This window comes from Corallococcus exercitus (genome assembly GCF_042231735.1).
Taxonomy (GTDB): Bacteria; Myxococcota; Myxococcia; order Myxococcales; family Myxococcaceae; genus Corallococcus; species Corallococcus exercitus_B.
Map to the genome: position 1 here is coordinate 9,111,607 of NZ_CP102577.1, position 19,906 is coordinate 9,131,512.

A 19,906-nucleotide genomic window follows, 5' to 3' on the forward strand; every position below is an offset into this window, starting at 1 on the left:
GCATCCTCCTCGGAAGCAACCGAGCCGGTGCCCGTGGCCAAGCGCGTCTGCTGCTCACCGAAGAAATCCTCACCGAAGAAATCCTCACCGAAGAAAGTGGCTCGCGTGCGATGGAGCGTTTCTAGCTAGTGTCGGCGGCAAGGCGGCGCGCGGCACGGTCGGCGTCTGGTGCGAGTACGAGGCCTCGACGTTCGCGACAGCGGCAACCGGGGCGGCATCCTGGCTGCATCGCATCGACGCGACCGAATTGTTGACGACACCGAGCGGCGACGAACTCAACACCGACCCCTGGATCTGGCACCCGGGTTTCCTGTGGAGCATCTGTCGGCAGACGCAGAAGCACGAGATCGCTGTCGTGCGGAGCCTGACCCCTGGCGACTTGGTCCTGTTCGGATCGGTGCTCGATCGGACGAGATGGTGTCTCGATACGGTGCTCGTCGTCGAGCGGCGTCTGGCGCACCCGCCGAACGACGCCGCCTACGACCGGTTCGTGCGGCAGCCCTTGGCTAGGGTTCCGCAGCCTTTGAAGCCCATCGCCCACCCTCGGCCAACGAAGGGACGCCCGTGGTCCGAGAACGCAGAGACCTTCTCGTTCGCACCGGTGCAGCACCACAAACTCAACCACGCTCCGGCGCGGGTCGACATCTCGACGATTGTGACGTCCTTGAAGAAGGCCGACGGGACGCCCGCGAGCGCCGCGAACGCTCAGGCGCTGGTTGCCTGTCCCCATTCCAATCCGAGCGCGGTGTGGCAACAGGTCGCCGACGCCGTGAGCGCGAGTGGGATGAAGCTTGGCATCTGCTTCACGTATCCGCCCTGAGCTCCTCGCTGGTCACGCGGGTGTCGAGGATCTCCTCGAAGGTCACGTTCGCCGCGTAGACCAGCACCGTGTTGTCGACCGCGAGCTGCTTGTAGGTGAACTCGACGCTCGCGACGACGCACTCGATCGTCACGACCTCGGGCCAGATGAAGAGCACGCGCGGCGGGGCCGTGGCGGCGACGTCCTCCGTCCCCTCGGGCGGCACCGTGAGCGCGCGGAGGAAGGCGCGGAACTCGAGGATATTTACGTCGCCGGGCTGCTCGGCGGCGAAGTAGCGGTCGAGGTAGAACTCGACGCCCGAGAGCTGGCGGTTCGCGGTGCTCTGGAACTGCAGCACTTGGTGCGAGAGCCCGGGCACGGCGAGGCGGTTCCAGTTCACCTGCAGCTTCTCGGAGAGCTGCGTCGGGTTGAACAGGCACTCTACCGACTCGCCGCTCGTGACGTTCACGAGCATGCAGCGCGGTGGTCGGGCGATGGCTCCGTCGAAGGACATCTCGGGCTCCTCTTCAGTACGTGGGCACCGGTGAGAAGCCGCGCGTGGCGGCGTCGCGATCGGCGCGGTGGACGGCGGTCGCCAGCGTCGCGCCGTCGACCTGCAGGTTCACCGTCACCGGGGGCGCGGGCGTCGGTGTGGCCGGCGTCATCGGGAACGACGCGGGCACGGCGGGCGTCATGGCGGCCACGGCGGGCATCGTGGACGTGGCCGCGTCGAGCGCGGTAAGCGTCGAGCCCGCCGGCGCCACGGTCACGCCCGCCGTGACCTCGTCGACGCCCTCGAGTAGCCCACGCTCGATGTCCTGTCGCAGGCTGCGGATGGCGTCGGCCCCGCCGAGGTCGGCGCCGAACACGCCCGCGATGGTGTCGATGACGCCGGCGATCGTCTCGACGAAGCCGAGCAGGAACTGCGCCAGGAAGCTGATGGCGTTGAGGACCACCTTCTTGAAGCCGACCCAGACCTGCGCCCAGTTGCCGGTCACGAGCCCGCCGAAGATGTCGATGACGCCGCCGATGAAGCCGACCACCGAGCGGAACGCCGCAATGATGACCGCGAGCCGGTTCACGACGAACTGGACCATCACGCCGATCGCGCCCGCGATGCCGGCGGCGACGTAGCCGATGACCGTGCCGAGGAACTCGGCGATCGAGCGGAGCGCGTCGAGAGCACCGCCCGTCTGTCCGCTCGCACTCGACGTGAACCCGAACATCGCGCCGAGCTTGCCGAGCTCCTGGAAGACGAGCCCTACGGCGTTGCGCACGGCATCGAAGATCGGCGACAGCGGGGCGATGGCCGTATGGAACGCGCTGATCGCGCTCGAGACGACGTCGATGACGAAGGTGAGCGCGCCGACGAAGACCTCGACGAGGACGCCGGCAATCTGCCCGATGACGCGCCCGAACGCGGCGAAGTCGTCGGAGGGGATGCCGGCCGCCGCGTTGGCGCCCTCGCTGGACACCAGGCCGAGCGCCTCGCTGAGCCTGCTCAGCGCGCCGACGAAGGCCTCGAACACGGGCTGCGCAGCCTCGATCGCCGCGCTGAAGCCCTCGCCGATGCCCTGGAAGAAGCGCTGGATGCGGAAGGCGATCTGGTAGACGCGGATGAGGAACGTCTTGATGCCTGCGTTCTCGGCACGGTTCAGCTCCTCGCGGACGGCGCCGGAGAAGCCTCCCTGCTCGAAGAGCTGCACGAGCCCCCGGAAGGCGAGCTTGATGCGCTCCCAGGCGCGCGCGGCGAAGTCGGCGATGCCTCCGATGTTGTTGCGGAAGGCGATGACGAAGCCCGCGACCACGGCCGCGAGCACGCCGAAGATGAGCACCGCCGGCAGGATGGTCGCGAGCAGACCGCCCAGCGTGATGCCCGCCGCCTTCAGCCCGATGACGAGCAGCGCGATGCCGGCCTTCGCGGCGATGACCGCGCCGACCAGCGCAACCACGGCTCCCGCGCCCACCACGAAGGCTGCGAAGGCCCGCTTCACCGGAGCCGGGAGCTGGCGGAACGCGTTGAGGACGGCGTTCACGACGTCGACGACGATCGTCACGATGGGCTTGAAGACCTGCGCGAAGGGCTCGCCCGCGACGATGGCGAGGGTCTCGAGCGAGCCCGCGAGGAGCTGCTTCTGGCCCTCGAAGGTGTTGAGCATCTGCTCGCGGAAGCGAGCCGCCGTGCCCCCGGCGTTCTGGAACTGGTCGCGGAGGTAGGCGATCGCCGCGGCGCCACGCAGCGTTTCGCCGGTGTTCGTGCGCACGCCGTTGGTGACCTGCGTGAGGATGGCGTTCACGCCACCGAGCGCCTCGCGGCCGAAGGTCGAGAGCAGGAACGCGGACCGCTGCGCCTCGCTCATGTGATCGAGCTGGGGGGCGAGGTCGCCGAGGATGTCGAGGAAGCTGCGGAAGCGGTTCTGCGAGTCGGTCACCGACACGCCGACGCCGCGCAGCGCCTGCTGCACACGGGGATCGGCCATGCGCTCCATCGCGACGGCGACGGCGGTGGAGGCGCGCTCGACGCCGGGCACGACGTTCTTCACGAGGCCGAGCGAGATGAGCGTCTCGGAGAGCGACTGATGGAGCGCCTGCGCGCCGCGCGACGCCGTACCTAGGGCGAGCGGCAGCTCGCTCGCATCGAGCGCGAACACGTTGACCGCCTGCAGCATCCGGTCGACGGAGATGGAAGCCTCGTCGATGGAGAGGCCAAACGCCTTCATCGACTGCGATGCGAGCCCCGCGGCCTGCGACGGCGTGAGCTGGCCGAGCGAGCCCGCCGCGAGGTCGAGCACCGGATTCAAGAGGCGGACGGACTCCGTGACGTTGAAGCCGGCGGCAGCGAGATCCTGGAGCGCCTGGGTCGCCTGCGTCGGGGAGAACTGCGTGGCGAGGCCGGCTTCGATGGCGGCGTCGTGGAGCCGCGTGAGCTCCTCGGCCGTCGCGCCCGCGATGGCGCCCGCCGAGGCGACGGCCTGCTCGAAGCGGCCCGCCGCGTTGGCGAGCGAGAAGGCCGCGCCCACTGTCGCGGCGCCGGCCGTGAAGACCGCCAGCCCCACGCCGAGCTGCTGAAACGCGCTCTGGATGTTCTCGGTGCCGAGCCCGACGCGCCGGTCGAGGCTCATGAAGTTCCGCTCGAGGTTGCCGATGGCGCCGGAGGCGAGGTCGCGCGCGGTGAAGACGAAGCCGAGGCCGAGGTTGTTGAGCGCCATCCGTCACCTCCGCTTCGCGGCCTTCTCGAGCTCCTTTGCCTCCCGCGCGCGCTGCCTGCCGACGCGCTCGATGAGCCAGTCGCGGTCTGTCGTCGGCAGCTCGAGGGCGTCGTGCAGCGTCACCGCGAGGCCCGAGCCGCCGTGCTGCCGCCAGCAGAGCTGGAAGAGCGCCTCGCGCCAGGCATCCATGTTCACGTCGGGGAAGAGCTGCTCCGGGCCTTCCGCCTCGCCGTCCTGTCCCGGCCCGGCAGGAAGAACCCCCTGTCGAAAGGGAGGTCCACCTCCTGCGTCGAGAAGCACTCGGGGCACTCGATCTCGATGGTCGTGTCGACGCCGCAGTCGACGCGGTCGAACTCGTCGACCAGGAAGTCGGCGTCGCGCATCGTCAGGTCCTCGAGGAACTGGCGCTTCGCCTTGGGTTCGACGCCGTCGATGTCGAGGACGCGGTACGCGAGCACCGCGGAGAGCAGCTTGTCGGGCGCGGAGCGCTGGACCGCGGGAAGCTTCCGCTCGTCATCGCCGGTCAGCAGCTTGAAGGCGACGCGCTTGCCCGCGTCCGGCAGCGTGGTCTCGAAGCGGTTCCCGGCGATGAACGCGCCGCGGCTCTCCTCGGAGAGCCTGCGCACGGGGAGCTTCGTCAGGTTGATCTCCCACTCGATGCGCGCGCGGCAGGCGTCGTTCCGGCAGCTCACGCCGAACGCGTACTCGGGCCCGTAGGTCAGCGCGCGGACCATGAGCAGCGCGAAGAAGCGATCGCCCTGGAGCACCTCACCGAGGTCGAGCTTGCCGCCCTCGCCGAGCACGTAGGGCCCGGGGTCGATGGTCTCCTCCCAGCAGGCTGCGAGCAGTTCGTCGACCTGGCCGCCGCTCTTGGCCAGCTTGCGGTCGGCAAGGACGCGCTCCTCACGGACCTTCATGCCGCGAACGCGGCCGGTGAGCCCCGAAGGGCACGTGATGACGTCTGCCATGCGCTGCCTCCTCGGGGGCAAAGCCGCCCGCGGGGCACCAGGGGGACAAGGCCGCACAAAACGGAACCCACGGTTCCGAAGCGTGCAGGCACCGGCTCCTCAGCTTGCACAAAACGGAACCACGGGTTACGTTTTGTGCGTGACGACGCCCGAAGCCAAGAGGCCGGACTGGGACCGGCTGTTCGAGACCGCCGCGGGGCAGTCCGGGTACGTCACCACGAAGCAGGCTGCCGAGGCGGGCTACTCCACCCACCTGCTTCGGAAGCACATCCTCGCCGGCCGCGTGACGCGGCCTCAGCGGGGGATCTACCGGCTCGTGCACTTCCCGGTTGGGGAGCACGAAGAGCTGGTCACCGCCTGGCTCTGGTCCGAGCAGGCTGGCGTGATCTCACACCAGACGGCGCTGTCGCTCCACGGCCTCTCCGACGTGCTGCCGGTTCAGGTGCACCTCACGCTCCCCGAGGCCTGGCGCCGGCGCCGGTTTCGCGTTCCAGCCGGTGTCGTGCTCCACCACGCTGACGTCGCACCCGAGGAGCGATCGTGGTTTGGCCCGGTGCCTGCGACGAGTGCCGGCCGCACGCTCAGCGACTGCGCCAAGAGCGGCCTGTCCCCGGACCTACTGCGCCAGGCCGCCCAGCAAGCGCTTCGGCGCGGCCTAGTCACGCGCAGCGAGCTCGCTGACGTCGAGACCGCCCTCGAGCCGTTCGGAGGCCTCGTAGAATGACCCCACGCACCTACGCCTCGCCCGAAGCCTTCAAGCAGGCGCTCGAGCAGCGCCTGCGCTCGTCCGCCAAGACGGGCACCGAGCTCGCGCGCAAGCGTCAGCTCCTCGTCTTCGATCGCTTCCTCGCCCGCATCGTCGCGGTCCTCGGAGATGCGGCGACGCTGAAAGGAGGGCTCGTCCTCGAGCTACGCCTCGAACGAGCGCGCACCACGAAGGACGTCGACCTCCGCATGGTGGGCTCGCCAGAGGACGTCCTTGCGAAGCTGCAGGAGGTCGGTCGCAAGAACCTCGGCGACTTCATGACCTTCGAGGTCGGGCCGGACGACGACCACCCGGAGATCCAGAACGACGGGATGCAGTACGACGGGCTCCGCTTCCGGGCTGAGTGCAAGCTCGCGGGCAAGCTCTACGGGCAGCCCTTCGGCGTCGACGTCGCGTTCGGTGACCCGATCCTGGGCGAACCCGAGGTCGTGGTCGCCGAGGACGTGCTCGCGTTCGCCGGCATCGCCCCGCCGACGCTGAGGCTCTACCCGATCGAGACGCACATCGCGGAGAAGCTGCACGCGTACACGATGCCTCGCGCGCGACCGAACTCGCGCGTGAAGGACCTGCCAGACCTCGCGCTCCTGGCGTCGGCGCAGGAGCTCGACGCCAAGCGCCTGCGCGCCGCCCTCGAACAGACCTTCGCCTTCCGCAAGACGCACCCGCTGCCCGGAGCGGTACCCGCGCCCGCCGAAGCATGGCGCACGCCCTACGGGGCGATGGCGCGCGAAGACCAACTCCGCTGGACGACGCTCGACGAGGTTACGGCGGCGGCAAAGGCGTTCCTCGACCCGGTGCTCGCCGGAGGGCTCGATGCAACGTGGCTGCCCACCGAGTGGCGGTGGAGCTGATCGTCACTGCACCAGCTCGAAGAAGTCGTACGTGAGCGTCACCTGCTCGATGACGCTCTCGTCGCTCTCGTTGTCCCACTCGCCGGCGACGAACTTGATTGGCCAGGCGCGCGAGAGCGACCAGCGGCGCAGGGTCACGCCGTCGCGGTCCTGCTGCACGACGTCGAGGTTGCGCTTGTAGTTCACGTCGGTGAGGCCGAGGCCGCTCGACGTGATGGCGACGTCCTGGAACCAGTCGAAGAGGTCGCGGTCCTGCGTCGCGCCGCGCTCAAGCGTCACGTCCGAGAACGTGAGCCTCCCCGGGCTCTTGTTCGGGATGAGCGAGCCGCCCTCGAAGTACTGCACGTTGGCGACCTCGACGGAGAGCTCGCTGCACTTCTGGAAGCCGGCGTGGCCGATGTCGTCGATCTCGACGATGAACTTGAACTTCTTGTGGAAGCTGCGCGGGTTGCCGATGACGGTCATGGGTTAGCTCCTCGTCACGCTCCCGCCGCAGCCAGCTCGGCCTCGAGGGCCCGCGTGTCCTGGCTGATGCGGAGGATGATGAACTCGGCCGGCTTGTTCGTGGCGAGGCCCACCCGCGCGATGAGCTTGCCGGCGAAGATGACGGTGGGCGTGTTGAGCTGCTCGGAGACATCCACGAAGAACGCCTTGGCGGGCTCGCGCGAGCGGAACGCGCCGTTGTTCATCTGCGCGAGCAGGAACGCGGTGATGGTGCGCCGCACCTGCGCGCGCAGCCCCTCCGTGTTGTTCTTGTGGCGCGCGAACTGGAGCCCCTGCTTCAGCGCGCGCTCGATGAAGATGACGCCGCGCCGCTCGGCGACGTACGGGAAGTTGCCGTCGCCCTTGAGCGTGCGCGAGCCGTCGATGTAGCGCGGCAGCCCCGGGCCCGTGGTCAGCGGGTTGATGCGGTGCGGGTAGACGAGGTCGCGCTTGTTCTCTTCGAGGACCTCGTCGGTCTCGAAGCCCAGCACGCCGAACATGCGGCCCGCCTCAATGCCTGCAGGCGGGTAGTACACGCCGCCCGGGTGCGCAGAGTCGGTGCGCGCGAAGACGCCGGCCACGATGCCCGAGGGCGGCACCACGATCTGGTCCGCCGAGCCGAGCACGCTCTTGGCCGGGTTCAGCACCTTCACGCGGGGCCAGTAGATGGCCCCGAACTCCGAGAGCTGATCGAGGGCGGCGGTCGTCGCGACGTAGGTGACGATGTCCATCGCGCTCTGGTTCGCGGGCGGATCGAGCACCGCGAACACCGCGCCGTCGCGCTCCACCTCGCAGTAGCGCACCATCGCGTTGTGGACGGCGGGCGTGGCGCGGCCGGGCACGAGGAGCAGCGACAGCTCCTGCACCTGGTCGAGCGCGCGCAGGCCCGTCTTGGTGGGCTCGCTGCCGATGAAGTCGGCGTCGTCGAGGCCCACGAGGCCGTCGCCACCGCCCGCGAGCGCCACGGTCTGCTGCGGCGGGACGGGCGCGCCCGCGAGGAGTTGGTCGATGACTCGCACGTAGACGGAGCCGGTGCGCGCGTCGTTGACGATGGTCTCGACGTAGCGGGCGTCGCCCGGGATCATCGAGAGGTTCGGGAAGGTCTCGCGGTAGGCGCCGTCCTCCACGACGAGCAGGTCGAACGCGCTCGCCGAGCCGTTGGTCGCGGCGCGCACCTCGGCCTCGACGCGGTTGGCGTAGGCGCCGGGGTCCTTGCCCTCGACGCGCACCGCGTTGGCGGTGCCCGAGGCCGCGCCCGTGTGCAGCGCGTTGTCGAGCCCGAAGGCGGCGGCCGTCGCGGGGTTGGCCTGCACGCTGGCGCCAGGGCCGGTGGCGACGGTGCGCACGTCGAGCACGCCGCCCACGCTCGCGTCGACGGTGACGCTCGGGATGGCCGCCTCGACGACCGCCTTCACCTCGGCGACCTCGATGGCGCGGAGGTTCGCGACGTTGCCGCCGCCGACCGACGCCGCGCCGGGGAACGCCAGCACCGCGTTGGCCGTGCCGCCCGTGACCTGGATGCGGCTCGCGGTGCCCTCGGTGTCGCTCGCCAAGCGCACGATGCCGCCCGGCGTGGTCGCGCGCCCACCGACGATGACGGCATTGATGGCGGCGGCGACCTCGGTGGCCGTGGCGTTGGCGATGTCGGCGAAGTCCGCCGCCGAGAACAGCACCGTCTGCTCGAGGCCGTTGTCGACGCGCAGGAACAGCTCCATGCCGTCGGCGAGCGCGTAGGGGCCCGCGCCGCCCGCCGCCATCGTGGCCGGGGAGCCGAGGAACACCGCGTCGACCTCGGGCGCGCCGTCCACCGCGAGGCGAACCACGTTTCCGTCGTGCAGCACGAACGGACCGGGAGCAGCGCCGCGCAGGATGCCGGGCGTGGAGCCGCCGCCCGCGACGAGGAAGCCCGCAGCGCGCACGGCGGTGGCGGTCGCCGGGTCGGCGACGTTCGAGTAGTGCGCGGTGCGCACGACCCAGAGCTGCGCGCCGCCGTTCTCGAAGAAGCCCATCGCGGCGAGCGCGAGATCCGAGTCGGGCGTGAAGCCGCCGAACTTGGTCTGGAAGTCGTCGAACGACGTGCAGAGGACGGCCTCGCCGATCGGGCCGCGCTCGGTGATGCCGACCGCGCCCGCGACGGAGGTGGGAGCCGAGGAAATGCCGCGAACCTTCGGCTCCTCCTCGACGATAACGACCTTGGACGACAGGAGCTGTCCGCTCACGATGCACCTCGCTTGTTCTTCTTCGCCTTCACGTCAGGGCGGCTGACCTCGGCGGGTGAGGTCGTGGTGGGAGTTGGAGTCGCGGCCACGGCAGGCTTCGGCAGCTCGGTAACGTGGCGCTTCACGGCGAGGACGCCGCGCTTCACCGCGCGCACCACGTCGGGGATGGCGAGCACGGCGTCGTCGAGCGCGGGGCTCGTCACACCGCTCGCGAGCGTGAGCGATCGCGCCGTGCGCCTGGCGCGGCGGCCCTGCTCGACGTCGCAGCGGCACTCGTCGAGCGCCTTGCAGTAGGTCTCGTGCGCGAGCACGAACACGAGGCAGCGCCCGCTGGTGTTGGTCAGCGAAACGGTCACGGAGCACCTCCGGGAGCGATGGCCTGCGTCGCGAGCAGCTCGGGCTCGGTGACACGCTTGCCGAGATCGAGGGGCAGCCCCTCGTCGACGTCGAAGCCGCGCACGACGAAGCCGCAGGTGAACGCGCGCACGTCGTCCTTGCCCGCGAGCTGCGTGCGGAACTCGCCGTCGGCGTCGACCTCCCAGCGCACCGTTCCGCGCGCGGCGTCGGCGGGATCGCGCGCCAGCTCGAGCCAGCGGTTGCGGTTGAGGAACGTCGCGACGGCCGCCATCAGGTTGAACAGCTCGGCGGTCCGCTCGGACGCGGCGGTCAGCGTGAAGACGAGATCGACGGTGTACGGGGGCTTGCGCCGAACGAGCTCGGGGCCCGAGACGCCGCCGACCACGTCCTCGTGCGCGACGTTCGCGGAGTAGAAGCGGTTCGGGCGCAGCATCGGGCCCGAGAGCACCAGCGACGGCACCTTCGCCACCGCGATGACGTTCAGGCCGTCGAGCGTCGTGTCGTCGTATTCGACGCTGACCGTGGCGCTCACGTTGGCGAGGACCTGCCGCTTCAGCTCGCGCAGGAGCTGGCGGATGACGCGCGTGAGGTCGGCCTCGCGGGCGACGGTCGGCCGCGCGAAGCGGTAGGCGCCTGCGACGACGACGGACTCGCCGGGGACCGGATCGCCCGCCGCGTCGAGGTTCTGCAGCTTGACGTCGACGACGCCGACCGCGTGGGTCGGCGTGCGGACATCGACCACGCGGAGCCCCACCTCGTCTCGGACGGACAGCACCTCGGCGGGCGCGCCACCGAAAAGCACGCGGACGCGGTCGGCGATCCCGGTCCCGACGATCCGCACCAGATCGCCGCCGCTCGAAGGACCGGCTGCGGGCTGCATGGAAGTGACGGTCGGGAGGGCCACGCGGAGGCAAAGCCCGCCGGCCCCACACCAAGGGGACGCGGTGCTACTCCGCGCGCTCGCACCACCACTACCGGAGCGATTGAGCGACAGGGTTGTCGCTATTCGCCTGATGTGCAAGCGTTCGGATCCAGCAAGTGGATGGCGCCGGAGACTGCGCCTACGGAAGCGATCTCGACCGAACGGAAGGGGCAGGGCGATGCGCCCTCGACGAACCCGACGCAGCGCGATGAGCCCGACATCATGTCGATGACCGCCGACGAGCTGGAAGCGTTCCTCGCTGCGAACGAGGCCACGTAATGGACGCCAAGAAGCTATCGCCCGACGTGCTGGCCGCTGCGAAGTTCGCTGCATCCGTGAACAAGGAGATCGCGGCACTCGCTGCCGCTGACGAGAACGAGCACGGCGTTCCTCTCGTGACCGTGAAGCAGGTCAACGACTGTCATGATTTCGCATCCGGTGACCCGGTGAAGTGGGTTGCTCGGTACCTCTACGACTTGCACGTCAACCAGCAGATCAACAACGGCGTGATCAGCTGCGCCCGGATTCGTCGAGACATCCATGCGAGTTCGAGGGACTGCCCGCTGCCGTCGAACTTCGAAATTGCAGCCGAGTACGCCAAGCTGAACTTCGCTCGCTCGCATCACAACCGGATCGCGATGCTGCCCGGCATCTTCGTCGAGCGATTCGAGGCAGCGCCCAAGGTAGAAGAGCGCGAGCTGCGCTTCGCCGAGATGACCAGTCCGCTGGCGCTCCAACAGCTCCGTAGCGACGCCGCCGCAGGCGTGGATCAGGAGTTCGCCGGCGCCTTCAATCGCGCGCTGGAGGCCGCAGAACGCTTCTCTGACCAGTGGCTGAAGGCGTGGCTTGGCGGGATGGAAGAACACCTCTGGCAGGTCCGTGCCCTGCTGCTGCAGGCGCACCTTCGCGCGGCCATCGGCCTGAAGCAGGAGGTGGACGAGATCGCGCCGAACGAGTCGTTCCGATTGCCGGAGACACTCGACGAGCTGGCGAAGCTCCCCTGAATGGGCGTAATCGCCCGCCCGTGGTTGCCCAGCCGACATATAGTCCCGGCCCTTCGATGGAGGTTTCCGGGGTGAGGCATCTAGAGGTGGATCCGTTCGAGCAGTTCGTAGCGTGGGCGATGCTGCGAAGAGAGGGTAACGCTATGAAGAAACTGATTCAGGTGATGGCGGCTACGCTGTTGCTGGTTGTTGCCACGGCCCCCTCGAACGACGCTATGGCAGAAAGCTATGGATTTTCCGAGGAGTTCCTCGAAGAGGTCCGGAAGGACACTGCCCTCCGCGAATATCGCGATGCACTCCGCGCCGCTCGCGAACGGCGGACTCCAGAAGAGCAAGATGCGATTCTCCAGCAGGATCTCCAGCGTACTGAATTTTACAAGATCGCCGACGATGCGAAGGATCCGTCGACTATGACGGAGCTGGAGCGGTGGCTCAGCGAGCGGGACCACTCTTCCATCGTGGCTAAATACGGACCGTCGGGAAAAGCCACAATCCTCAGTCGATTTGAGGAGGCTTCTCGTCACGTCGAGGCGCGAGACACCGCCATCCAAGTCGGCGCGGTCGCCGTGGGCGTCATTGTGGGCGTCGTATTGCTACTCGCTTTTTTCTCGATGGTATGGCGAAGAGCTCGCCCTCTAGCCCTTGCTGTGGGCGAACAGGTCGTCAAGAAAGCCAAGGAGCGAGAGAGAGCCAAGGCACAAGATGAACTGCTCACGTATAAACGGCTTTTCGATGAAGGCATCTTAAATCAAGATGAGTACGCCAAGAAGGCAGAGGAGCTGAAGAAGCAAATCCTATAGGGCGTCTCTGTGCTTTGTGCGCCACCGCCATCCCGGACTCCGCCTATCCCTCTGGAACGGCGGGGGAGCATCAACGGATTTGGATGCTGCTCTTGATCCGATCGCGGGCTGCAACTGCCTTCGGATCGCCTTCGAGATGGGAAAGGGTGATCTGTGCCTTCTCAGAACCTAGCGGAACCAAATACTGCTCCACTCGCATCGTCATTCCCGGATGGCCAGACTGGGTGCGTCCGTATCGAATCACAAGCTCCTAGGCTGCGCAGCACTATAGCGCGAGTCCCAACTCCTTGGCGACGCGCTCAAGGAAACGGCGGCTCGCGCCCTCGCGGAACCTCTCGAACGCGGGCCGCAGGAAGGGCCGCGCCGGGACCTGCACGACGATGACGCCGCGCCCGCTGCCGCCGGTGGGCTCCTTGCCGGCCTTGCGGAGCAGCGCGAAGAGGAAGCGGCGCATCTTGGGTGTCATCGGGATGATGACGGGCGGGCCGCCGAACTCGTGGAGCTTGGCGAGGTCCACCAGCGAAGCGCCGTCCTTCGAGCGCGCCGAGCGCGAGACGCCGACGAAGGCCTCGTCGCCGTGGACGAACACGGTGATGGAGTTGCGCAGGTCGCCGCGCACGATGAGCGCCTTCGTCCCGCCGAAGCCCTCGAGCTGGCGCGCAGCGATGGTGAGCGGCGACGGCGGCTTCAGGGGCTCGCCGCCCGGCGCCTCACGCGTGAGCCCCTGGACGATCTCGTTGCGCAGTGCGTGGGCCTCCTGGCGCACGGCGGTGCCGATCGCCGCTTGCAGGCGCTGAGGCGCAGCGGTGAGGAGCCGCCGCGCCCGCGCCCAGTCTCCGGTGCGCGATACCGCCATGACGTCACCCCTGCTTGAAGCGCAGGCGCGGCACGTGCTCGTCGAGCCAGCCGAGCGCCACGTGCGTCGCCTCGTTGATGACCGCGCCCTTCTTCACGCTGATAGCCGAGAGCGCGAGCGACTTCGCGGTGACCTCGATGTCCTCGTCGCGGCAGCCGTAGTCCGCCAGCACCGAGGCCGTGCGCTGCGCCGAGGGCGTGGTGCCCGTGCGCCAGTACGCCATCTCGAGGTTCGACCGGTACGCCTCGGCCTCCCAGCGGGCGCGCGCGGCGCGGTCGGCGAGGTAGCTGACCTCGTAGGAGAGCCCCTCGCGATCGTGCTGCACGACGTGCTGGTGCTCGTGCACGCAGATGACGATCTGGTGCCAGAGGTCCCAGCCGCCCTTGGGCGAGCTGACCTCGAACGGCGTGTAGATGCGCCGGCCGATGGTGGTCGTGAAGTTCTTGAGGAAGCGGTCCTTGCTCTGGAGGCCGAGCGCCTCGAGCCCGCGAGCGACGAGCTGCATCTCGAGCGCGCTGTTCTTGTTGATGACGCTCGTGCGGAAGTGGTCCTGCATGAAGCGCCAAAACGCCCAGACCTCCTCGGGCTGCACGTCGAGGAAGATCTTGCCAACCACCGGCAGCGACTGGAGGTAGCCCTTCATCGCCCACCTCCCGCCGCCGCGTCGGCGTCGCTCGCGGGCACGCAGGTGTGCCCGGTGATGTGGCCGTCGTCCGTCGTCTCGTCCACGAACGCGCAGACGAACGGCGCGCCGCTCCGCGCGCTCCCCTCGTCGCAGTCGGCGAGCTCGTGGTAGCTGCCGTCTGCATCGCAGATCTCGGCGGTGTTGCCTGTGCAGCGTGTGGCGCCGAGGCCGCAGCCGTCGATGGGGCGGCAGTGCGCGCCGAGGCAGACCACTGCGAGCGCGGTGAGTGCGAGAGCCTTCATCATGTTCCACTCCGTGCAGCCGCCCGGTCCTGGAAGGAGACGAGCAGCAGGTTGCGGCTGGGCCGACGCCGGTGGAGCCCGAAGCCGATGGGGCGCGCCTCGGTCACGTAGAGACCGGGAGGCGTGCGCACGGCCTGCACGAGCTGGCCGTCGCGCGCGTAGAGCGCGCCCAGCCTGTCGCTCGGGCGAATCAGGGCGTCGCCCGAGGCGGCGTCGACGAGGCCGAGCCGCTCGAGATCCCTGAAGTGGAAGACTAGATCGAAGCTCGACCTGGGCGTGTTCCCGGACGTCGCCATGCGCAAGGCTTCAAAAGCCTCCGGCTCCACCTGGCAGGGGACGCGCACGGGCGGGTGCTCGCGACGAAAGGGCTCGCCGACGCCGTCATCATCGGCGTCTATGAGGACGGGCTCCTTGAAGTCCTCGTCGTAGTCGGGCGCCATCGACCGCGTGTCGAGGCGATGCAGCTCCGCGACGAACGGGAAGATGATGCGACCGCGCATCAGGCCGCTCCGATCGGCGTGGGCCGGACGTAGAGCGCGAGGAGCGCGTCGATCTCCGGGTCGCCGGTGGCCGACGCTGCCGTCGCGGCCTTCGCGGGATCGAGTTTGTAGCTCTGGTCCCGCGTCCTCTCCTCGATGATGCGCCAGCGGCTGCGCGCCTCGAACGAGGCGTCGTCGGCGAGCGGCGCGAGCGAGCGCAGGACGAGGAGCATCGTCGCGCGGCGGATCGCGGGCGGCGTGCGCCCCGTGGGCGTGCCGTCATCCTCGGTGAAGCCCCAGAGCCCCTCGGCGACCACGTTGCCGTGGCCGCGCGGGAACGTGCGCCCGTGGCGGCGCGTGAAGCGCGGGCCGTCGAAGCCGGGCTGGATGGGCGCGCCGACGATGAGCAGCTCGCTCGGCTCGAGCGACAGCTCCGCGCTCCCGAGCACCAGCCGGTCCAAGCGGATCGGCGGCACCGGCAGCTCGATGGAGGGCGCGCCGCGCCCCGAGAGGCGCAGCGTGAGCAGGCGCGGCTCGAAGAACCAGCCCGTCACGCGGTCGATGAGACGCGATGCCTCATCGAGCAGCAGCTCGAGGCGGGCGTCGCTCGCCTCGGCCGCCGTCACGCCTTCGGCGCGCAGGTCGGCGACGGAGGCGTACACGTCACTCTCGCTCGCGCTTGCCGCGCTTGCTGCCCGCGTCGTCGTCCTTCGCGGTCGGCGGCGCGGAGGCCGGGGACGTGTTCTTCGGCAGGTCGTCGGTCGTGACGGCACCGCGCGCGGTGGTGACCTTGAGGTCGTCGGTGGCGCTGCGCTTGACCTTCGCGGCCTCGCTCTCGCCCGCGTCGAGCGCCTTGGCCTCGGCCTCGGTGCAGACGTCGAACGCGAGCGGCGCGTACTTGTCGGTGGGCACCGTGCGCACGGCGCGCAGGTGCTCGCCGACCTTGCGCTCGACGCGGTACCAGCCGCGCTCGTCGTGGAAGCGGATGCCGGCGTAGGTGAAGCGACGCAGCACGAAGCCGCGTCGCGGGTCGTAGGGCTTGAGACGAACCAGCAGGGTGTCGGTCATGTCTCGTTCTCCTCAGCTCAGAGCTGCACGTTGATGGCCTTGGCCACACCCGGCTCCTCGGCGAACTTCACGTCGAAGCGGAGCGTCGCGACGATCTTCAGCGTGCCCTCCGAGATGTCGCGGTCGGACTCGAAGCGGATGTTCCGCCAGATGCCGACGTGGACGTTCTTCGGGTTGCACAGCACGATGGCCGTCTGGTCGCCGCCCACGCCGAGGTTCTCGGGGAAGAGCGGGATGGGCTGGAGCGGCACGCCCGAGTAGAGCACCGGCGTGTCGTCCTCGAGGAAGCGGTCGCCCGCGACGGTGGCGCGGTCGGCCAGCGTGTTGCGGTAGCCGAGGTCCGCGTCGACGCTCGACAGGAAGCGCATCGCCTTCTTGTCGCGCAGGTACTCGCTCGGCAGCGTCTTCAGCATGTCGCGGAGCAGGTCCTTCGTGATGGGCGTGCCCGCCGCGTCGACGATGTTGCTCGTCGCCTGCTTGAGGATGCCGTCCATCGTCGCGAGGAACGGGTCGACGGAGGCCGTGTCGCCGTTGATGGCGACGTCCTCCATGTCGCGCGCGATGGCGTCGGCCAGCATCTCCATGATGGTCTGGCGCAGCTCGCCGCGCTCGATGCTGTCCTCGAGCACCTCGTCGGAGAGTCGCACCTCGGCCTTGAACAGCTTGGCGTCGAGCTCGACGTCGGAGAGGTCGGGCTTCACGCGATCGACGGCGCCGAGCGCGGTGCCCTCCTGGCCCGGGCGCAGCACGCGCGCGCCGAACTTGATCTTCGAGATCTGCTGCTTGGGCGAGGCCATCGGGACGACGGTCGCGAGCTGCAGGAGGACGGACTGCTTGATGAGCAGGCGCATGAACTTCTGCGCCTGCGCGGGCTGGAGCAGGCCGCCGCCCGCCGTCAGATCGGCGAGCGCGAGGTCGGCCTTCTCCAGGATGGACCGGTTGCTGAGATGGCTCATGATGGTCTCCTTCCGGCGGGGTTCAGAGGTCGTGGAAGGAGATCGCCTTGTCGACGCTCTCCCGGTCCTTGGGCTTGTTGAGATCGAGCGGCCATCCCACGTCCTCGACGGTGGCCTTCGACACGCGCTCTGCGGGCGCCGCGCTGTTCGGGAGCCCGAACTGCTTCTCGACGCGACCGAGCCGCTGCTGCTGCTCCTTCACGGTCTCCGACAGCGAGCGGACCGACTCGGCGAGCTTCGCCAGCGACTCGGTCACGTCGGGCGCATCGGCCTTCACCGCCGGGGCGGTCTCGGGCTTCGGCTCGGCGGGCTTGTCGGCCTTCGCGGGCACCTTCTTCGCCAGCTCGCCGAGCCGCGCGAGCGCCTGCTTCGCGGCGGCGAGGTTGGCCGCGAACGTCGCGGGCTCGCTCTTGGCGCGCGCCTCCACAACCTCGTCGGTCTCGTTCACACCATCGCGGTCCGCGCGCTCGAGGAGCTGCATCGCGACGCTGCGCAGCTCCTCGGCGAGCCCCGCGAGGCGCGCGTCGGCCTGGTCGGCGCCGAGTTCGCCGAGTAGCTCGACGAGCCCGGTCAGGCTCTCGAGCGCCGCGAGCGCGGCGTTCAGCGCCGAGTTGTCGTCGAGCTTCGCCGTGGGCGCAGCGGGCGGCGACGGCTCGGCCGGGGTGGTGTTCTGGGTCTTGTCGTCGTCCATTGCTTCGTCCCTCTTCACGATGAGAAAGCGGTGCTTGTTGGCGGCGCGGTCGACAAGCGAGACCTCCTCGACGACCATGTCGACGAGGCGGTGCACGCCGTCGCTCTTGCGAACCTCGGTCGTCATGCGGCGGCCTTCGTCTCGGGGTTGGCGTCTTCGGTGGGCTCAGGAGCCGAGGGCTGCGGCTCGGTGGGCGACTGTTCCGAGGTCGGAACAGGTGCGGGCTCGGGCACGCGACGCGCCGAGCCGCCGATGGAGAAGCCCGTGAGGTCGCCCGACTTCACGCGCTCCCACAGCTCGTCGGAGAGCACGCGCACGGCGAGGAGCCACGTGCCCTTGCGGACCGCGAGCTCGCCGACGGTGAAGTCGGTGGGCGCGAGGTAGCTCTCGAGCACCTTCACCTGGCCGTTGACGCGCAGGCGGTGCATGAGGCCGAGGCCGCCGAAGTCCTCCATGAAGCGGTGGGCGGCAGCGCGGATCTCGTCGGCCGAGTAGATGTCGCCCTGTGCGTCGACCACCTCGGGCTCGAGCACGATGCCCAGCACGAAGCGCTCGTCGTTCGGGTCGATGCCCTTCACGAGGCGCGAGGGTTTGTCGAACACCAGCGCGTCGACGCTGGGGTCGAGCGAGAGGTGCTCGCACTTGGCCACGAGCTCGAACGCCTCGGCCTTGCGCACCGGGAAGTTGGCGACGAAGAGGCGCATCGCCTGCTTGGCGCCGCCGCGCCCAGAGGCCTCGCGCACCTTGAGCCGGAACACATGCCCGACCTTCTTGAACGCCGCGACGTTCTCCGGCGTCGGGTTCAGGACCGCGATGAACTTGCCCTTCACCTTGGCGAGCGCGTCGATGAACTCGCCGAGGTCGATGACGTTGTCCTTGTCGAACCACTCGCCGGGGTACGGCGGGTCGATGAAGAAGAACGTGTCGGGCGAGTCGTAGGCCTGCAGCGTCTTCCTGTAGTCCTGCCGGAGGATGGTCACGTCCTTCAGGCGCTCGGCGGCCTTGAGGTACTTCTCGGGGTTGGTCGTCGAGCCGAGGTGCTGCTGCGCCGGGTGCGTGCCGTCGGGGCGGCAGTCGCGCGCGTGCGTGCGCACGAAGACGAGCTTGTAGAAGCGCGCGACGTCGTCCTTCGGCGTCATGTCGCGCGCCTTGGCGAAGCTCTCCTGCGTGACGGTCCACTCGAAGCGGCGCCGCAGCTCCGCGACGCGCTCGGGCGTCATCGCCTTGATGCTCCGGTGCAGGAAGACGACGTCGTCGTCGAGGTCGGCGATGACCTCCCTCTCGCTCGAGTCCTTTGCGTGCAGGACCGCGGCCGCGCCGGCGAAGGGTTCGACGTACGTCTTGTGCACCGGGATGAGCGGGACGATCCGCTTGGCGTAGTGGAACGAGCCTCCAAACGTGCCGAAGGGCTGGGCCTTCTCGACGTCGTCGCCGCCTGTGTCGAGTGCGCCGTCCCTGTCCTCGACGGCGATGGAGTCGTCGAGCCCCTTGATGGCGGGCTCGTAGTTCGCGACCAGGAGCTGCGTCAGGACGGACGGGCCGCCGACGCCGCGCATCGCCGCGATGGTTCGCGGCGTGCGGATGCGCTTCACCCAGAAGTCCGAACTCTTCACCAGCTCGGGGAACTTCCCCCGGATGCCGTAGGTGATGAGGAAGCGGCCCTTGAGCGACTTGAGCAGCTTGAAGAAGCGCTCCTCGTCGAACTCCGACTCGCCGACGTCGACGTTGTAGCCGGGGTACGGCGGGTCGAGGAAGAAGACCGTGTCCTTGCTGTCGTACTTGCGGACGACCTTCTCGTAGTCCCCGCCGTACACCTTCACCTTCTTCAGCCGCGGCGCGAACTTCTCGATGCGCTTGATGGTCGTCGCCTCGACGCCGACCACCGTCGGGCTGAAGCTCTTGCCGCGCATCTTCCCGTAGGAGAAGTGCGTCAGGTACAGGAAGCGGTGCAGCCGCTCGACGTCGTCCTCGGGCTCGACGTCGAGGAGCCGCTTGAACGTCTTCTCATCGCCGACCCACGGCAGCTTCTTCAGCCGGGCGAGCCCCTCGGGCGTCAGCTTCTTGATGAGCCGGTAGGCGTCGGCGATCTCGAGGTCGGCGTCGTTGATGACCTCGACCTCCGAGGGCTCCTTGGCGAACAGCACCGCCGCGCTGCCAGCGAACGGCTCGACGTAGGTCTTGTGCGCCGGGAGCATCGCCACGAGGCGGTCGGCCAGGCGCTTCTTGCCCGCGGGCGAGCCCCAGATGGTCTTCTCGACCTCCATGGCCTCCGGGGGAGCGCCCTGGCTCGCCGCGAGGACACGGCGCGCGTAGGCGATGGCGGCTTCGCGGCGGTCACGCATCGCGCAGCGTCTCCGGGTCGGAGCCCCACTCGGGCTTGTCAGTGGAGGGCGAGTTGAGGTCGCGCGGCCAGATGACCGGCGCCTCCTTCGCCTGCAGCGAGGGCGCGGACGGAGGCGTCCCGCTTCCGGTGCTCGGGGCGGTGCTCTCGTGCTCGCGCGGCTTCGCAGTCTCGGGCATGCGTCGTCCTCTGCAGAGGCAAAGCCGCCGC

Annotated in this window: 24 protein-coding genes and 1 pseudogene; 6 read left to right on the forward strand and 19 right to left on the reverse strand. The window is 69.0% G+C overall.

From position 1 onward, the window contains the following. Nucleotides 1-250: 250 nt before the first annotated feature. Nucleotides 251-820 (forward strand): hypothetical protein, encoded by a 570-nt coding sequence (locus NR792_RS36680; protein WP_375757369.1) that lies wholly within the window; start codon nt 251-253, stop codon nt 818-820. Here the strand turns inward: NR792_RS36680 and NR792_RS36685 are convergent. The 4 genes from NR792_RS36685 to NR792_RS36700 are packed head-to-tail and all read right to left on the reverse strand — an operon-like array spanning nt 804 to nt 4,976. Then, nucleotides 804-1,313 carry a peptidoglycan-binding protein gene (locus NR792_RS36685; protein WP_169824360.1) on the reverse strand — a complete coding sequence of 170 codons (510 nt, stop codon included), beginning with the start codon at nt 1,311-1,313 and terminating at the stop codon, nt 804-806. The genes NR792_RS36680 and NR792_RS36685 overlap by 17 nt on opposite strands. Nucleotides 1,314-1,326: 13 nt before the next feature. Further along, on the reverse strand, nt 1,327-4,008 hold the full coding sequence (locus NR792_RS36690) for a phage tail tape measure protein (protein WP_375757370.1): 2,682 nt from the start codon (nt 4,006-4,008) through the stop codon (nt 1,327-1,329). A gap of 3 nt (nt 4,009-4,011) precedes the next feature. Then, nucleotides 4,012-4,197, reverse strand: a complete 186-nt coding sequence (locus NR792_RS36695) for a hypothetical protein (protein ID WP_211483735.1) — start codon at nt 4,195-4,197, stop codon at nt 4,012-4,014. A gap of 2 nt (nt 4,198-4,199) precedes the next feature. Then, nucleotides 4,200-4,976, reverse strand: coding sequence for a hypothetical protein (locus NR792_RS36700; RefSeq protein WP_375757371.1), 777 nt, complete (start codon nt 4,974-4,976; stop codon nt 4,200-4,202). Between the two features lie 139 nt (nt 4,977-5,115). On the opposite strand from NR792_RS36700, the gene NR792_RS36705 reads away from it, so the two are divergent. Together NR792_RS36705 and NR792_RS36710 are read left to right on the forward strand one after the other, a co-directional pair. Then, nucleotides 5,116-5,700 carry a type IV toxin-antitoxin system AbiEi family antitoxin domain-containing protein gene (locus NR792_RS36705; RefSeq protein ID WP_368671271.1) on the forward strand — a complete coding sequence of 195 codons (585 nt, stop codon included), beginning with the start codon at nt 5,116-5,118 and terminating at the stop codon, nt 5,698-5,700. Next, on the forward strand, nt 5,697-6,593 hold the full coding sequence (locus NR792_RS36710) for a nucleotidyl transferase AbiEii/AbiGii toxin family protein (RefSeq protein WP_169824364.1): 897 nt from the start codon (nt 5,697-5,699) through the stop codon (nt 6,591-6,593). Before NR792_RS36705 ends, NR792_RS36710 begins: the two co-directional genes overlap by 4 nt. 3 nt (nt 6,594-6,596) lie before the next feature. Here NR792_RS36710 and NR792_RS36715 read toward each other — a convergent pair whose 3' ends face one another. The 4 genes from NR792_RS36715 to NR792_RS36730 are packed head-to-tail and all read right to left on the reverse strand — an operon-like array spanning nt 6,597 to nt 10,556. Further along, on the reverse strand, nt 6,597-7,058 hold the full coding sequence (locus NR792_RS36715; RefSeq protein WP_169824365.1) for a phage tail protein: 462 nt from the start codon (nt 7,056-7,058) through the stop codon (nt 6,597-6,599). A 14-nt stretch (nt 7,059-7,072) separates the two neighbouring features. Then, a complete protein-coding gene (locus tag NR792_RS36720; protein ID WP_375757372.1) occupies nt 7,073-9,295 on the reverse strand; it encodes a phage tail protein in 2,223 nt (740 codons plus the stop codon). Then, complete coding sequence (locus NR792_RS36725) at nt 9,292-9,651, reverse strand: hypothetical protein (protein WP_169824367.1); 360 nt, start codon at nt 9,649-9,651, stop codon at nt 9,292-9,294. Before NR792_RS36725 ends, NR792_RS36720 begins: the two co-directional genes overlap by 4 nt. Beyond that, entirely contained in the window at nt 9,648-10,556 is a 909-nt protein-coding gene (locus NR792_RS36730; RefSeq protein WP_169824368.1) for an IPT/TIG domain-containing protein, read from the reverse strand. The genes NR792_RS36725 and NR792_RS36730 overlap by 4 nt, the downstream gene beginning before the upstream one ends. Nucleotides 10,557-10,694: 138 nt before the next feature. Between NR792_RS36730 and NR792_RS36735 the strand changes: the two genes are divergently transcribed. The 3 genes from NR792_RS36735 to NR792_RS36745 all read left to right on the forward strand — a co-directional run bounded on the left by NR792_RS36735 (nt 10,695) and on the right by NR792_RS36745 (nt 12,378). Further along, the gene (locus NR792_RS36735; RefSeq protein WP_169824369.1) at nt 10,695-10,853 is read left to right on the forward strand and encodes a hypothetical protein; all 159 of its coding nucleotides are present in this window, start codon (nt 10,695-10,697) and stop codon (nt 10,851-10,853) included. Continuing rightward, nucleotides 10,853-11,578 carry a hypothetical protein gene (locus NR792_RS36740; protein WP_375757373.1) on the forward strand — a complete coding sequence of 242 codons (726 nt, stop codon included), beginning with the start codon at nt 10,853-10,855 and terminating at the stop codon, nt 11,576-11,578. The genes NR792_RS36735 and NR792_RS36740 overlap by 1 nt, the downstream gene beginning before the upstream one ends. 143 nt (nt 11,579-11,721) lie before the next feature. Next, on the forward strand, nt 11,722-12,378 hold the full coding sequence (locus NR792_RS36745; RefSeq protein ID WP_375757374.1) for a hypothetical protein: 657 nt from the start codon (nt 11,722-11,724) through the stop codon (nt 12,376-12,378). Between the two features lie 265 nt (nt 12,379-12,643). Here the strand turns inward: NR792_RS36745 and NR792_RS36750 are convergent, their stop codons facing one another. From NR792_RS36750 to NR792_RS36800, 11 genes and pseudogenes are all read right to left on the reverse strand, one after another. Further along, nucleotides 12,644-13,234 carry a phage virion morphogenesis protein gene (locus NR792_RS36750; protein WP_169824372.1) on the reverse strand — a complete coding sequence of 197 codons (591 nt, stop codon included), beginning with the start codon at nt 13,232-13,234 and terminating at the stop codon, nt 12,644-12,646. A gap of 4 nt (nt 13,235-13,238) precedes the next feature. Next, entirely contained in the window at nt 13,239-13,877 is a 639-nt protein-coding gene (locus NR792_RS36755) for a hypothetical protein (RefSeq protein ID WP_375757375.1), read from the reverse strand. After that, nucleotides 13,874-14,164 carry a hypothetical protein gene (locus tag NR792_RS36760; protein ID WP_375757376.1) on the reverse strand — a complete coding sequence of 97 codons (291 nt, stop codon included), beginning with the start codon at nt 14,162-14,164 and terminating at the stop codon, nt 13,874-13,876. Before NR792_RS36760 ends, NR792_RS36755 begins: the two co-directional genes overlap by 4 nt. Continuing rightward, complete coding sequence (locus tag NR792_RS36765) at nt 14,161-14,661, reverse strand: hypothetical protein (protein WP_375757377.1); 501 nt, start codon at nt 14,659-14,661, stop codon at nt 14,161-14,163. The genes NR792_RS36760 and NR792_RS36765 overlap by 4 nt, the downstream gene beginning before the upstream one ends. Next, nucleotides 14,661-15,302, reverse strand: a complete 642-nt coding sequence (locus NR792_RS36770; RefSeq protein WP_375757378.1) for a hypothetical protein — start codon at nt 15,300-15,302, stop codon at nt 14,661-14,663. The genes NR792_RS36765 and NR792_RS36770 overlap by 1 nt, the downstream gene beginning before the upstream one ends. 1 nt (nt 15,303) lies before the next feature. Beyond that, nucleotides 15,304-15,708: a hypothetical protein gene (locus NR792_RS36775; protein ID WP_375757379.1), complete on the reverse strand. Its 405-nt coding sequence runs from the start codon at nt 15,706-15,708 to the stop codon at nt 15,304-15,306. 17 nt (nt 15,709-15,725) lie between these two features. Then, nucleotides 15,726-16,664, reverse strand: coding sequence for a phage major capsid protein (locus NR792_RS36780; RefSeq protein WP_249348666.1), 939 nt, complete (start codon nt 16,662-16,664; stop codon nt 15,726-15,728). A gap of 22 nt (nt 16,665-16,686) precedes the next feature. Beyond that, entirely contained in the window at nt 16,687-17,481 is a 795-nt protein-coding gene (locus NR792_RS36785) for a hypothetical protein (protein ID WP_375757380.1), read from the reverse strand. Continuing rightward, the gene (locus NR792_RS36790) at nt 17,478-18,848 is read right to left on the reverse strand and encodes an XkdF-like putative serine protease domain-containing protein (RefSeq protein WP_375761750.1); all 1,371 of its coding nucleotides are present in this window, start codon (nt 18,846-18,848) and stop codon (nt 17,478-17,480) included. The genes NR792_RS36785 and NR792_RS36790 overlap by 4 nt, the downstream gene beginning before the upstream one ends. Next, nucleotides 18,834-19,697: pseudogene (locus NR792_RS36795) on the reverse strand (DNA adenine methylase); the annotation flags it as partial. The gene NR792_RS36790 and the pseudogene NR792_RS36795, both read right to left, overlap by 15 nt. After that, nucleotides 19,690-19,875 (reverse strand): hypothetical protein, encoded by a 186-nt coding sequence (locus NR792_RS36800; RefSeq protein ID WP_375757381.1) that lies wholly within the window; start codon nt 19,873-19,875, stop codon nt 19,690-19,692. The pseudogene NR792_RS36795 and the gene NR792_RS36800, both read right to left, overlap by 8 nt. Between the last annotated feature and the right edge of the window lie 31 nt (nt 19,876-19,906).